The organism is Pseudomonas sp. BR20 (genome assembly GCF_050780135.1).
Lineage (GTDB): Bacteria > Pseudomonadota > Gammaproteobacteria > Pseudomonadales > Pseudomonadaceae > Aquipseudomonas.
This window is the reverse complement of record NZ_CP172012.1, coordinates 2943095-2955922: the sequence shown is the minus strand read 5'-3', so window position 1 is coordinate 2955922 and position 12828 is coordinate 2943095. Positions and strand designations below refer to the sequence as shown.

Here is a 12828-nt window from a genome sequence, read left to right as displayed (position 1 = left end):
CCGGTAGATCGGATCAGGCCGGGAAGTTCGCGCGCAACGCTTCCAGGCCGCCGCTGTATATACCGGCAAACAGCTCTTCCACCGCCGCCTCCGTCGTACCCGCCGCCGGGGTAAACACACCAGACCACGTCACCTTCGCCGACGACTCAGTCAACGCCTCAACCCGCAACGTTGCCAGGTACGCGCTCACCGGAAATGGCGACTCTTCAATGGTGTAGCTGTAAGTACGCCCGACGTTATCGAAGGTCTGCAAACGCTCGACGATCACACCACCGTCGGCGGTCGTCAGATGGCGCACGCGGCCACCTTCACCGGGCTCGCTCTTGGCGATAAACGCAAGCCAATCCGGCAGGCTGTTGAAGCCGCCGGCCAATTGCCAGACCTGATCGGCCGATACAGGGATTTCAATTACGCAAGAGGCAGTTGCCACGATAAATACTCCACACAATAAAAAAGAATTCAGATCGCCATGCTGTCGACGACACCGCCATCGACCCGCAACGCGGCACCGGTGGTGGCCGAAGACAAGGGTGAAGCAATGTACGCCACCAGGTTCGCCACTTCATCCACATTCGCCGCACGCTGGATGATCGACGTGGGCCGCGCATTGCGTACAAACACGTCGGCCTCATCCCGCGCGCTGCGTCCGGACTGGGCCGTGGCGTCCTTGAGCATCTGCTCCAGGCCGTCGGTAAACGTCGGGCCTGGCAGCACAGCGTTCACCGTCACCCCCGTACCCGCAAGGCGCTTGGCCAGGCCATGGGACACCGCCAGGTTGGCGCTTTTGGTCACGCCGTAATTGATCATGTCCGCCGGTGTCGCCACGCCGGACTCCGATGACAGGAAAATCACTCGGCCCCAACCCTGCCCGACCATGCCCGGCACGTAATGCCGCGCCAGGCGCACGCCGGAGATCACATTGACCTCATAGAAGCGCGTCCACTCGCTGTCCGGGGCGTCGAAGAAATCCACAGCGTTGAAGATGCCCAGGTTGTTGACCAGGATGTCGGCACGAGGTTCGGCGGCGAACAGCTTTTCGGCGCCTTCGGCCGTGCCAAGATCCGCCACCAGCCCGCGCAGGTCCGCGCCCGGCACCGCCTGGCGAATGCTCGCCAGCGCATCGTCGACCTTGCCGGCTTCACGCCCGATCACCACCACGGTGGCGCCGGACTGCGCGAGGGCCTGGCTGATACCCAGGCCGATGCCGGCGGTGCTGCCGGTGACGATGGCTACTTTTCCACTTACATCAATTTTCATCATGAACTCCTGGATTCAACGTGGCAGTGGTGCACGGTCCGAAATCAAGCGGGCATCGCGCAGGGCCTGCCAGAAGGCAGTGGGGATTTTTTCTGGCAATGCCGCGACGTCTTCGGCAATCCGCCCCGGGCGACTGGCTCCCGGAATTACAGCAGCCACGGCGGGATGTGCCAGGGAAAATTGCAATGCCGCCGCTTTTACGCTCACGCCAAATGCCTGGGCAATCGCTCTGATCTGCTCGACCTTGCTGATGATCGCCGGGCTGGCTTGCTGGTATTCGAAGTGCGCGCCACCGGCCAGGACGCCCGAACTGTAAGGGCCACCGACGACGATCTCGACGTTCTGCGCCTGGGCTGCGTCCATCAGCCGTTGCAAGGCGCGCTCATGGTCCAGCAAGGTGTAGCGGCCGGCCAGCAGGAAACCATCGGGTTGCGCCTCGCTCAGGTCCAGGGTCAGCTCACACGGCTCGACGCGGTTCACGCCCAGGCCCCAGGCCTTGATCACACCCTCTTCACGCAGGCGGGTGAGCACTTTGAACGCGCCGGTACGCGCCTGGTTGAAGTATTCCAGCCATTGGTCGCCGTAGAAGTCCTGGGCAATGTCGTGAATCCACACGATGTCCAGGCGATCGGTTTGCAGGCGGTTCAGGCTGTCTTCAATGGAGCGCAGGGTGGCGTCGGCGCTGTAGTCGTTGAGCATCTTGTTCGGGCGACCGTGTTCGAACACGCCGCTTTTCTCGCCAAGGTCGCGGGCGCTGTCTTCAACTTCGTCGAGGATCAGCCGGCCGACCTTGGTGCTCAACACGTAGTCATCGCGGTTATAGGTCGACAGGGCCTGGCCCAGGCGAATTTCCGCGAGACCCGAGCCGTAGAACGGCGCGGTGTCGAAGTAACGCACGCCGTGGTTCCAGGCAGCCGCTACGGTGGCCTGGGCTTCCTCCTCGGGAATGGCGCGGAACATATTGCCCAGTGGCGCGGTGCCAAAGCCCAGTTGGCCGGGCAGTTTGTCTTTCAGGCTCATGATGGATCCTCAATCGGGTTCAGGGTCGCTGTGACCGTTGAGCAGATCCTAGATTGCATAGATCAGACCGTCCAAGACATACTGCGACGAACTTGAGTCCTTGAAGGTCTTACATGATCGATCTACGCCAACTGCGCTACTTCGAAGTGGTCGCCGAAGAAGAACACGTCGGCCGCGCCGCCGAGCGCCTGCACATTTCCCAGTCGCCCCTGAGCCGGCAGATCGCCCAACTCGAAGAGCGCCTGGGCCTGACCCTGTTCGAGCGCAGCCAGCAACGCATCCGCCTGACCCGCGACGGCCAGACTTTTCTCGCCGAAACCAAGGCCCTGCTGACCCACGCCAATCGCCTGGAATCCCTGGGCAAACGCCTGGGTCGGGGTGAAGAAGGCGGCCTGTGCATCGGTTACATCGAGAACGCCATGCATGCCGGCGTATTGCCCAATGCGCTGCGCGTCCTGCGCGATGACCGGCCCGGCGTCCACATCAAGCTCTACAACCTGCCGTCCCTGGAACAGCTCGAAGGGTTGCGCCAACGCAGCCTTGACGTCGCCCTGGTCGGTGAGCCGCCCGCTGTCGATGACCCGGACCTGACCGCGCGGCAAGTGTTGGACGATCCGATGCTGCTGGCCTTGCCCGAGCATCATCCTCTGGCGCATCAACACGAACTGCTGCCCGCCCATCTCGCCGAGCAGCAATGGATCGGCGTGCAACGCAAACCCGGCGCCGGCCCGGCCGATGACTTCGTTGCCGCGTGCATCCGTGCCGGGTTCAACCCGCAGATCCCCATGGAAGCCAGCGAGCCGTTTACCGCACTGGGCCTGGTCGCCTCCGGGCTGGGGGTGGCGATGGTGCAAAAAGGCCTGAGCCGCAATGCACCGCCCGGCGTGGTCCTGCGCGAACTGCCGTGGCTGACCTACACCACACCGCTGTGGGCGGCATGGCACCGGATCAACCTGCGGCCGTTGGTGGAAACCTTTCGCAAGGTACTCACTGAACCTGAGGGCTGATGACTGCAACCGGATGCCGATCAGCTAAACAAACTCCCTCAGGCGGTACCACAACATCCCCAACGCCAGCAGCGGCGAGCGCAACGCCTTGCCGCCGGGAAAGGTCATGTGCGGCACCTGGCTGAACACATCCAGGCCCTGGCTGTGGCCCGCGTGTATGCCTTCGGCCAACAGCCGCGCGCACCAGTGGGTCACGTTAAGCCCATGCCCGGAATAGCCCTGGGCGTAGAACACGTTCGGGTACTGCTTCAAGCGCCCGACCTGGGGAAAACGGTTGGCGGTGATGCCGATCTTGCCGCCCCACTGGAACGCGATGGCGGTGTCGGCCAGTTGCGGAAACACCTTGAGCATCTTCGGTTGCATATAGGCGGCGATGTCTTTGGGATCGCGCCCGGAGTAATGGCAGGCGCCGCCGAACAGCAGGCGGCGGTCGGCGGACAGCCGGTAGTAATCCAGGCCGACTTTCTGGTCACACAGGGCCAGGTTTTGCGGGATCAACGCGTGGGCGACGTCTTCAGGCAGCGGCTCGGTGGCGATGATGTAACTGCCCGCCGGGAGCACCTTGCCGCTCAGGCGCGGTTCCAATTCTTCCAGATGGGCATTGCAGGCCAGTACCAGACTGGCGGCGCGTACCGTGCCGCCAGCGCAACGCACCTGCACCGTGTCACCGTGAACCAGCGCCAGCACCTCGGTGTGTTCAAAGATCCGCACCCCCAGGGACTCGGCCACCTGTGCCTCGCCGAGCACCAGGTTCAGCGGGTGCAAATGCCCGGAGCCCATGTCCACCAAAGCGCCGGCATACTGCGTCGAATCCACCACTTCGCAGATAGCCTGCGGGCCCACCAGACGGGTCTCATGGGCATACCCAAGGCGCGCCAGGCTGTCCTGCTCGCCCTTGAAGGCGGCGAACTGCGCCGGGGTATTGGCCAGCTCGGCAAACCCCCAGCGCAAGTCGCAGTCGATCCGGTGCTCGCGAATGCGCTCGCCCACCAGCGCCACCGAGTCGATACCGGCGCGCTCCAGGTAACGCACGCCCTCCTCGCCCACATACTTGGCGAACCCCGACACATCGTGGCCGATGCCACGAATCAACTGCCCACCGTTGCGCCCACTGGCGCCCCAGCCGATACGCCGGGCCTCCAGCAGGATCACCGAGAGCCCGCGCTGGGCCAGTTCGATAGCGGTATTGACGCCGGTAAAACCACCGCCGATCACACAGACATCGGCGCTCAGGTCGGCGCCCAGTGACGGGCGCTCCGGCATGGCATTCGCGGACGCGAGGTAATAGGAACGCGCGTGGTCACTGGCTTGGATCATTTGTTGGTCTTCACTTTGCTCCAGGCGCGCGTCATCAGGCGCATGGTCGCCGGGGTCGGCGTGGTGGAAATATAGAGTTTGTCGAGCACGGCCTGGGACGGGTACACCTCAGGGTTGTTCACCAGTTCCGGGTCCATGAACGCCTTGGCCGCCGGGTTGGCGTTGGCGTAACCGACCGAGGCGCTGACCTTGGCGATCACTTCAGGGTCGAGCAGGTAATTGATAAAGGCATGGGCCTCTTTCGGGTTACTCGCATCGGCCGGAATGGCCAGCAGGTCGAACCACAGGTTGGAGCCTTCCTTGGGAATCGAGTAAGCGATATTCACGCCGTTCTTGGCTTCCTTGGCGCGGTTGGCCGCTTGGAATACGTCACCTGAATAGCCGAACGCCACGCAGATATCACCGTTGGCCAGGTCTGAAATGTACTTGGAGGAATGGAAGTAGGTGATGTACGGCCGCAGCGTCAACAGCTTGGCCTCGGCCTGCTTGTAGTCCTCGGCATTCTCGCTGCGCGGGTCCTTGCCCATGTAGTTGAGGATCGCCGGGAACAGCTCATCCGCCGAGTCGAGGAAGGCCACGCCGCACTGGTTGAGCTTCTTGATGTTCTCCGGTTCGAACAGCACCGCCCATGAATCGATATGGTCGATGCCCAACACCTGCTTGACCTTGTCGACGTTATAACCGATGCCGTTGGTACCCCATAGGTACGGCACCGAGTGCGCATTGCCCGGGTCGTTTTTCTCCAGCAGCTTGAGCAGCTTGGGGTCGAGGTTCTTGAAGTTGGGCAACTGCGAACGGTCGAGCTTGAGGAACGCGCCGGCCTTTACCTGTCGCGCCAGGAAGTGATTGGACGGCACCACCACGTCATAACCGGTGCGGCCCGCGAGCAACTTGCCCTCCAGGGTTTCGTTGGAGTCGAATACGTCGTAGATCACCTTGATCCCGGTCTTGGCCTGGAAATCCGCCAAGGTGGTCTCACCGATGTAGTCGGTCCAGTTGTAGACGCTCACCGTCGGCGCGGCCTGGCCGGCACTGCTGAACGCGGCCACCAGGGCCAGCGGAAGAAGCTTGTTCACAAGACGCATATCGACACCCCTTTTGGTTTTTTAGACGCTCAACAGCAGCAACACACGCTCCGGCAGACGGGTTGGCTTGCGCCGGCTTGTACTCGCGGCGCATTGAGGTCTATCTTGGGCCAGCCTTCACGGGCCATCTATCCACTTTGCACGCAGCACAACGCACCAATAGAGTGCGCACGGATCACCCATGACACAGGCAACCGCTTTGCGCGTACAGGCCTTCACCACCGGTGACGTCGCCGCCCAATGCAGTGCGACACCCGGTTGGGTGCAGCAGTACCAGCAGATGTCCCCCGGGCATTTTGCCGGGCGCATCCGCTACCTCGACCTGCAAGGTGTCGAGGTCTACGAAGAGAGCATGAACACCCGCGTGGAGCAGCACTTCAACGCACCACCGGGCGCGCTGGCGTTCTGTTTCGATGGCAGCGACAACGCGCTGTACCTGCTCAATGGCGAAAGCCGCAACACCTGGATCACCCCGGAAAACTACCGCGAAGTGGCGGTAGTGTTCGGCCCACAATTCGTGCAGCGCCACGGCCTGGATGTGGACACGCTGGAAGGCCTGTTCATGGCGCCGCTGACCTGTCAGCAAAACGCGCTGTTCAGCCGCTGGCTGAGTGGCACGCTGACGCGCTTGTCCACCTTGACCGACCCGATCAGCCGCGACGCCCTCACCCAGCAATTGCTCGACGACTGCCTGTTCATCCTCGACAACGCCTGCGTGTGCCTGGACCGCAGTTCATTGCAGCGGCGCAGCGAAGAGCGCCAGTTGATGGCACGCATAGGCGAGTGGGCGGCGGATGCGCCGGACGAAACCGTCAATCTGTTGGAACTGGCCCGGATCGCCGGCGTGCCGCTGCGCCAGTTGCAGCAAGGGTTCAAGACCTACACCGGGATGAGCCCGGCGCAGTGGTTGCGCTTGCGCCGGTTGAATGGGGCACGGAGGGAGTTACTGAGCAGTCCCGGAACGACCGTGGCCGAGGTGGCGATGAACTGGTCGTTCTGGCATTTGGGGCGGTTCTCTAACAGCTATCGAGCATTGTTCAAGGAACTACCCAGCGAAACTCTAAAGCACTCACTTTGAAATGCATCTGAAAATGTGGGAGGGGCTTGCCCCCTCCCACATTGGATTGCATTTCAAGGCTGGGATTTTAGGAAGGTTGAGATTAGCTGGTTAACCCGCTCCGCCGCTTCCAACTGCACCATATGCCCCTGCCCCGGCAATACCTCCACCTGGGCCTCCAACCCCTGGGCATGGCCGGCCGGGATGATTGCATCGTCACTGCCCCAGATCACCAGGCTCGGTTGCTCCCCCACTACGCTGCGCAAATCCAGGCGCTGGCGCCCCCCCTCAAACAACTGGGTATTGAGCTGACGAAGCGCCTGGTCCACGCCTTCCAAGCGCTTGAACTTGAGCATGTCCTCCAGCATCTGCCGCGTCACCAGCGTCGGGTCGCTGAACAGTTGCACCAGTTGCGGCTTGAGCGCGTTCCGGTTATTGGCCTCGGTGAACCCTTGCAGGTAATCGCCATTAATATCCGCCCCCAGCCCGGCGCTGGCGATCAGGGTCAGCGAGGCAACGCGCGCCGGAGCCTGACGGGCGACCGTCAGGCTGACCAACCCGCCCATGGAGTGCCCGGCCAGGTGCACGCGGTCGAGCTTGAGGTGATTGAGCAAGGCCAGCACGGCCTGGCTCAGTTCCTCGGCGTCACCCGCTTGCAGATGCTTGCCCGACTCGCCATGCCCTGGCAGGTCCAGGGCGATCACCCGGCGCTCGGCGGCCAGGGCCGGTTGGTTGAACAGCCAGTTGTTCAAGTCGCCGCCAAAGCCATGCACCAGCACCAGCGGCGTACCGCCCTCACCCAGGTCGAGATAGCGCAACAAGCGCCCGCCCACCTCGATCTTCTGCGCACTCGGCCCGGTGGCTTCGGCTTCGGCGCTGCTTGAGACGAACCCGGCGTTGAAGCTTTCGATCACCGCATCGATCTCGGCCTCACTGGCCTCACCTTCCACCACGACCCCCAGCAGCGCGCCCACCGGCAAGGTCTCGTCGCTCAGCGCCAGCACGCGGCGCAACACACCGCTGAACGGCGCCTCGACACTGCTGGAGATCTTGTCGGTCTCGACGTCCAGCACTTCTTCGCCCTTTTCCACCCGGTCGCCGGGCTGCTTGAGCCAGACATCGATGCGACCTTCGGTCATCGACAGCCCCCACTTGGGCATGGTCAAGGTATGGATCATGCGGCGTTCCTCTTGTCGGCGATCTTCAGCACGGCGGCCTCGATCTTCGCGGCGTTGGGGATGTACAGGTCTTCCAGCGCATCGGAAAACGGCACCGGGGTGTGCGGCGCGGTGACCATCTCGATCGGCGCGCGAAGGAACGAGAAGCCCTGCTGGGCCACCAACGCACTGATGTCGGTGGCGATGGAACAACGCGGGTTGGACTCGTCGATCACCACCAGGCGCCCGGTTTTCTCCACGCTCTCAAGGATGCTGTCTTCGTCCAGCGGGCTGGTGGTGCGCAGGTCCAGCACCTCACAGTCGATGCCCTGGCGCGCCAGGTTGGCGGCGGCTTCCAGGGCGATATGTACCATGCGCCCGTAGGTCACCAAGGTCACGTCGCGGCCTTCGCGCACAAAGTTGGCTTCGCCGAACGGCACGGTGTACAGCTCTTCCGGCACCTCACCCTGCAGGCTGTAGAGCATCTTATGTTCGAGGAAGATCACCGGGTCATTGTCGCGAATCGCCTGGATCAGCATGCCCTTGGCGTCATACGGCGTGGCCGGGCACACCACCTTGAGGCCGGGAATGTGCGTCCACATCGACGTCAGCATCTGCGAATGCTGGGCGGCGGCGCGCAGGCCGGCGCCATACATGGCGCGCACCACCAGCGGCGTGGTGGTCTTGCCGCCGAACATGTAGCGAAACTTGGCGGCCTGGTTGAGCAACTGGTCGAGGCAGCAGCCGATAAAGTCGACGAACATCAATTCGCACACCGGGCGCATGCCGCGGGTGGCGGCGCCGACGGCCATGCCGACGTAGCCGACTTCAGACAACGGCGCATCGAGTACCCGGTCTGGAAACTCCGGGTACAGGCCCTTGGTCACGCCGAGCACACCGCCCCAGGCGTCCTGCTCGCCGGGGGAGCCGGTGCCGCCGGAGACGTCCTGGCCAATGATGAACACACTCTGGTCCCGGCGCATTTCCTGGGCCAGGGCTTCGTTGATTGCCTGCTGATAGCTGATTTTGCGAGCCATGAGATTCTCTCCGAGTCTTGTTGTTATTAGCGGTAGGCGACGTAGACATCGCTGAGCAGGTCGGCGGCCTGGGGCTTGGGATCGGACTTGGCCAGGCGCACGGCGTCGTCGATCAACTGCGCGACCTCGCCGTCGATACGTTCGAACTGGGCCGCGTCAAGCCAGCCTTCGGCACTGCAGCGCTGGCGGAACAGTGCGAGGCAGTCGTGGGATTCGCGCAGGTTCTTCACTTCATCCGGGCCACGGTAGGTTTGTGCATCGCCTTCGAAGTGGCCGTAGAAGCGACTCAGCTTGACCTCCACCAAGGTCGGCCCCTCGCCTTTGCGCGCACGCTCCACGGCCACGCCCAGCGCCGCGTGCACGGCGAAGAAGTCATTGCCATCGACGATCACCCCCGGCATGCCAAAGCCCACCGCCCGTTCGGCAATGTCCTTGCACGCCACCGACCAGCCGGAACCGGTGGCCTCGGCATAGCCGTTGTTCTCGGCGACGAACAGGCACGGCAGTTTCATGATCGACGCCAGGTTCATCGCCTCGAACACCGCGCCCTCGTTGGAACCGCCGTCGCCGAAGAACGCCACGGCCACGCCCTGGCTGCCCTTGAGTTTGGAAGCCAGGGCAGCGCCTGCCGCCAACGGCGCACCGGCACCGACAATGCCGTTGGCGCCGAGCATGCCCTTCTCCTGGTCGGCGATGTGCATGGAGCCCCCCTTGCCGCCGCACACGCCGGTTTTCTTGCCGTAGATCTCGGCCATCATGCCGAACACATCCACGCCCTTGGCGATGCAATGGCCGTGGCCACGGTGGTTGGAGGCGATGCAATCTTCATCGTTGAGGTGGGCCATGACCCCCGCGGCGCTGGCTTCCTGGCCGGCATACAGGTGCACGAAACCGGGGATCTCGCCGGTGGCGAATTCCACATGCAGGCGTTCTTCGAAATCACGGATGGTGCGCATCACGGTGTAGGCATGCAGCAATTGATCGGTGGACAGGTGAGTGGACATCTTGTTGTTCTCCAGGTTGTCTCGACACACAAAAGGCTGGCTGCGGCCAGCTGTAAGCGGTTCAGCACAGGCTGTGCCAAGGCGTACAAAAACCTGGCAAAGCCTTGACCCAGAGCAGTGCCGCACGGTTGTGCCGCTGCGCGATGCCAGCGCAGAATGAGACCCGGCATTGCAACGTGCAGGCCGCGTCTCAGGCGAATTGAGACGCTGCGTCTCAGCCTCGGCAGTTGGTCAGGCCAGCCTTGTCCGTCGACGCCCATAAGCGCTTAATGGCGGGCATAACAACAAAGATCGAGAACCGGAGGCCTTATGTTCGCCGCGAACTCCAGGGAACACGTCGACTGTGTCAGTCGCGTGGTCCGCAATGCCGATCGGCTGCCCCAGGCGCCGGTGCCGTCGCTGATTTTCGATTCATGGCGGCGCTCCATGGAGCAACACCACCTCGACCCCGGCTCACTGCAGGGGCCCCGCATCCTCACCGAACCCTTGCTCAAGGAATGCCGCGAGCGCGCCGAACTGTTCATGCGCATCGCCAGCGAAGAAGTCGGGCAACTGCACCACCGGGTGCGCCACGCCGACTACTGCGTGATGCTGACCGACGCCCAGGGCCAGACCATCGACCACCGCGTCGACACCGCCATTCGCAGCGACTGCCGCAAAGCCGGCCTGTACCTCGGCACCTGCTGGTCGGAAGCCGAGGAAGGCACCTGCGGCGTGGCCACGGTGCTGACCAGCAAGGCCGCAGTGACTGTGCACAAGCGCGACCACTTCCGTGCCGCCTTTATCAGCCTGACCTGCTCCGCCGCGCCGATCTTCGACCCCCAGGGCAACCTGCTGGGCGTGATGGACGCCTCGGCGCTCAAATCCCCGGATGATCGGCGCAGCCAGCACCTGGTGCGGCAGATGGTGGCGCAGAGTGCCCAAGCCATCGAGAACGCCTTCTTCATGCACAGCGCCCGCGAGCACTGGGTGCTCCAGGCCCACAGCACGCCGGGCTATGTGGACAGCCAGCCCGACCTGCTGCTGGCCTGGGACCAGGATGGACGCCTGCACGCGCTGAACAGCAAGGCGCGCCAGGCACTGCGTCGGCGTTTCGGCCAGGTGCCGGAGCATATCGGTGAAGTGTTCGACCTGGATGCGTTGCGCTCGGTCACCGATCAATCAACCCAACACCTGCAATGGCTGGGCGAGCCTGGCGTCTTGCACGTACGGGTCAACACCCCGCGACGCAAACCGGCGCGGCCCGTTGCGCACACTCAGGTCGACCCACGGGTGGAAGAACACCTGCGCCTGGCCGTGCGCGTCAAGGACCGCAACCTGCCGGTACTGGTGCAGGGTGAAACCGGTGCAGGAAAGGAAGTTTTCGCCCGCCAACTGCACGAACGCAGCGCCCGGCGAACAGGGCCCTTTGTCGCGGTGAACTGCGCGGCGATCCCCGAGAACCTGATTGAAAGCGAGCTGTTCGGCTACGTGGCCGGGGCCTTTACCGGTGCGTCCAGCAAAGGCATGCCGGGGCTGTTGGTGCAGGCCGATGGCGGCACGTTGTTCCTCGATGAAATCGGCGATATGCCGCTGGCGTTACAGACGCGCCTGTTGCGGGTGATGGCCGAGGGTGAAGTCGCGCCCCTGGGCGGGGCCAAAACCCGCACGGTGGACATCCAGGTGATCTGCGCCAGCCACCGCGACCTGGCCGTGCTGGTAAACGAAGGACGCTTTCGCGAAGACCTGTACTTCCGCCTCGGCTGCGCCCGCTTCTGCCTGCCACCGCTGCGCGAGCGCAGTGACAAACTGGCATTGATCAACCGGCTGGTGGAGCAGCAAGCGCGCGGCAGCGGCGTCTCGGTGGGCATCGGCCAGGCCGCGCTGGAACGGTTGCTGGGCTACGCCTGGCCGGGCAATGTGCGCCAACTGCACCATGCGCTGGCGTATGCCTGTGCGGTGTGTGAAGGCGGGACCATCCAGTTGGCGGACTTGCCGGTGGAAGTGCGCGGCGAACAGGTCGAGGCGCTGACCGAGCACAGCGTCAGCCCGGAGCGGCAGGTGGTGCTGGATGCATTGATCCGGCATCGCTGGAAGCCGTTGCCGACGGCACAGGCGTTGGGCATTTCCCGAGCCACCCTATACCGCCGAGTCAACCAACTGGGCATCGACATGCCCGGCAAGCACTGACACAACGGGGTCAAACATGTGGGAGGGGGCCAGCCCCCGACTCATGACACTGGCCGGTGCTTTTTTCTCAAACCGCGCGGGAACCTCTGCCCACACCGCTTTCGTCACCGTGACTGGCGTTTTGGGAGATTTATCAAAGACCTTGAAAGGGCTGGCTGTAAGAGCGGAACCCTAAGTGGCCGTTACCGCAGCAACGGATATGTACCCGGTCCAATCCAAAAAAATAAGGGCCCAGAGGCCGCCATTGGGGGCAAGCCCCCCTCCCACACTTGATCTCTATGCATCAGGCCAATATCCAAGCCCATAGCCCCAACCTGACCCCCAGCGGAACTTTGCCAGGAAATAACCGCCTGAATCCGGTACGCTCACCGTTTTTACTCAAGGAGTTAATCCCCATGGCCAAAGCCACCGCCCGTCACATCCTTGTTGCCACTGAAGACAAGTGCAACGAACTCAAGGCCCAAATCGAAGGCGGCGCCGATTTCGCAGAAATCGCCAAAGCCAACTCCAGCTGCCCATCCAGCCGCCAGGGCGGTGACCTGGGTTCGTTCGGTCCAGGCCAGATGGTTAAAGAATTCGACACCGTCGTCTTCAGCGCCCCGGTCAACACCGTGCAAGGCCCGGTGAAAACCCAGTTCGGCTACCACCTGCTGGAAGTCACCAGCCGCCAGGACTGATCCCGTCCGCGCTGCTGCTTGAAACAACGGCCCGCCTTTTG

At 63.2% G+C, this 12828-nt stretch carries 12 protein-coding genes; 4 read left to right on the top strand and 8 right to left on the bottom strand.

What is annotated here, in order from left to right; genetic code table 11:
• Positions 1-13: 13 nt before the first annotated feature.
• From ACHPFG_RS13660 to ACHPFG_RS13650, 3 genes are read right to left on the bottom strand one after another with little or no spacing between them, the layout of a single operon-like run.
• Positions 14-430 carry an SRPBCC family protein gene (locus ACHPFG_RS13660; protein ID WP_431703052.1) on the bottom strand — a complete coding sequence of 139 codons (417 nt, stop codon included), beginning with the start codon at positions 428-430 and terminating at the stop codon, positions 14-16.
• Positions 431-459: 29 nt separating this feature from the next.
• Positions 460-1257, bottom strand: a complete 798-nt coding sequence (locus tag ACHPFG_RS13655; protein ID WP_145337251.1) for an SDR family NAD(P)-dependent oxidoreductase — start codon at positions 1255-1257, stop codon at positions 460-462.
• 15 nt (positions 1258-1272) lie between these two features.
• On the bottom strand, positions 1273-2277 hold the full coding sequence (locus ACHPFG_RS13650) for an aldo/keto reductase (RefSeq protein ID WP_431703050.1): 1005 nt from the start codon (positions 2275-2277) through the stop codon (positions 1273-1275).
• 113 nt (positions 2278-2390) lie between these two features.
• Here ACHPFG_RS13650 and ACHPFG_RS13645 point away from each other — a divergent pair, with 113 nt between their 5' ends.
• Positions 2391-3284: a LysR substrate-binding domain-containing protein gene (locus tag ACHPFG_RS13645; protein WP_431703048.1), complete on the top strand. Its 894-nt coding sequence runs from the start codon at positions 2391-2393 to the stop codon at positions 3282-3284.
• A 24-nt stretch (positions 3285-3308) separates the two neighbouring features.
• Here the strand turns inward: ACHPFG_RS13645 and ACHPFG_RS13640 are convergent, their stop codons facing one another.
• Both ACHPFG_RS13640 and ACHPFG_RS13635 read right to left on the bottom strand, forming a co-directional pair.
• On the bottom strand, positions 3309-4601 hold the full coding sequence (locus tag ACHPFG_RS13640; protein WP_431703046.1) for an NAD(P)/FAD-dependent oxidoreductase: 1293 nt from the start codon (positions 4599-4601) through the stop codon (positions 3309-3311).
• A complete protein-coding gene (locus ACHPFG_RS13635) occupies positions 4598-5686 on the bottom strand; it encodes a polyamine ABC transporter substrate-binding protein (protein WP_339453154.1) in 1089 nt (362 codons plus the stop codon). The genes ACHPFG_RS13640 and ACHPFG_RS13635 overlap by 4 nt, the downstream gene beginning before the upstream one ends.
• A gap of 181 nt (positions 5687-5867) precedes the next feature.
• Here ACHPFG_RS13635 and ACHPFG_RS13630 point away from each other — a divergent pair, with 181 nt between their 5' ends.
• A complete protein-coding gene (locus ACHPFG_RS13630; protein WP_431703044.1) occupies positions 5868-6764 on the top strand; it encodes a helix-turn-helix domain-containing protein in 897 nt (298 codons plus the stop codon).
• Between the two features lie 53 nt (positions 6765-6817).
• Here ACHPFG_RS13630 and ACHPFG_RS13625 read toward each other — a convergent pair whose 3' ends face one another.
• From ACHPFG_RS13625 to ACHPFG_RS13615, 3 genes are read right to left on the bottom strand one after another with little or no spacing between them, the layout of a single operon-like run.
• Positions 6818-7921, bottom strand: a complete 1104-nt coding sequence (locus ACHPFG_RS13625; RefSeq protein WP_431703042.1) for an acetoin dehydrogenase dihydrolipoyllysine-residue acetyltransferase subunit — start codon at positions 7919-7921, stop codon at positions 6818-6820.
• A complete protein-coding gene (locus ACHPFG_RS13620; RefSeq protein WP_027606544.1) occupies positions 7918-8937 on the bottom strand; it encodes an alpha-ketoacid dehydrogenase subunit beta in 1020 nt (339 codons plus the stop codon). Before ACHPFG_RS13620 ends, ACHPFG_RS13625 begins: the two co-directional genes overlap by 4 nt.
• A 26-nt stretch (positions 8938-8963) precedes the next feature.
• A complete protein-coding gene (locus ACHPFG_RS13615; protein ID WP_131700192.1) occupies positions 8964-9941 on the bottom strand; it encodes a thiamine pyrophosphate-dependent dehydrogenase E1 component subunit alpha in 978 nt (325 codons plus the stop codon).
• A 309-nt stretch (positions 9942-10250) separates the two neighbouring features.
• On the opposite strand from ACHPFG_RS13615, the gene ACHPFG_RS13610 reads away from it, so the two are divergent.
• Both ACHPFG_RS13610 and ACHPFG_RS13605 read left to right on the top strand, forming a co-directional pair.
• Positions 10251-12110: a sigma-54-dependent Fis family transcriptional regulator gene (locus tag ACHPFG_RS13610; RefSeq protein ID WP_431703039.1), complete on the top strand. Its 1860-nt coding sequence runs from the start codon at positions 10251-10253 to the stop codon at positions 12108-12110.
• A gap of 395 nt (positions 12111-12505) precedes the next feature.
• Positions 12506-12787, top strand: coding sequence for a peptidylprolyl isomerase (locus ACHPFG_RS13605; protein ID WP_044274278.1), 282 nt, complete (start codon positions 12506-12508; stop codon positions 12785-12787).
• Positions 12788-12828 lie beyond the last annotated feature (41 nt).

Coding starts and splice junctions, on each gene's coding strand:
- ACHPFG_RS13605 (WP_044274278.1), top strand. CDS start 12,506: ATGGCCAAAGCCACCGCCCGTCACATCCTTGTTGCCACTGAAGACAAG.
- ACHPFG_RS13630 (WP_431703044.1), top strand. CDS start 5,868: ATGACACAGGCAACCGCTTTGCGCGTACAGGCCTTCACCACCGGTGAC.
- ACHPFG_RS13625 (WP_431703042.1), bottom strand. CDS start 7,921: ATGATCCATACCTTGACCATGCCCAAGTGGGGGCTGTCGATGACCGAA.
- ACHPFG_RS13645 (WP_431703048.1), top strand. CDS start 2,391: ATGATCGATCTACGCCAACTGCGCTACTTCGAAGTGGTCGCCGAAGAA.
- ACHPFG_RS13615 (WP_131700192.1), bottom strand. CDS start 9,941: ATGTCCACTCACCTGTCCACCGATCAATTGCTGCATGCCTACACCGTG.
- ACHPFG_RS13635 (WP_339453154.1), bottom strand. CDS start 5,686: ATGCGTCTTGTGAACAAGCTTCTTCCGCTGGCCCTGGTGGCCGCGTTC.
- ACHPFG_RS13620 (WP_027606544.1), bottom strand. CDS start 8,937: ATGGCTCGCAAAATCAGCTATCAGCAGGCAATCAACGAAGCCCTGGCC.
- ACHPFG_RS13650 (WP_431703050.1), bottom strand. CDS start 2,277: ATGAGCCTGAAAGACAAACTGCCCGGCCAACTGGGCTTTGGCACCGCG.
- ACHPFG_RS13610 (WP_431703039.1), top strand. CDS start 10,251: ATGTTCGCCGCGAACTCCAGGGAACACGTCGACTGTGTCAGTCGCGTG.
- ACHPFG_RS13655 (WP_145337251.1), bottom strand. CDS start 1,257: ATGAAAATTGATGTAAGTGGAAAAGTAGCCATCGTCACCGGCAGCACC.
- ACHPFG_RS13640 (WP_431703046.1), bottom strand. CDS start 4,601: ATGATCCAAGCCAGTGACCACGCGCGTTCCTATTACCTCGCGTCCGCG.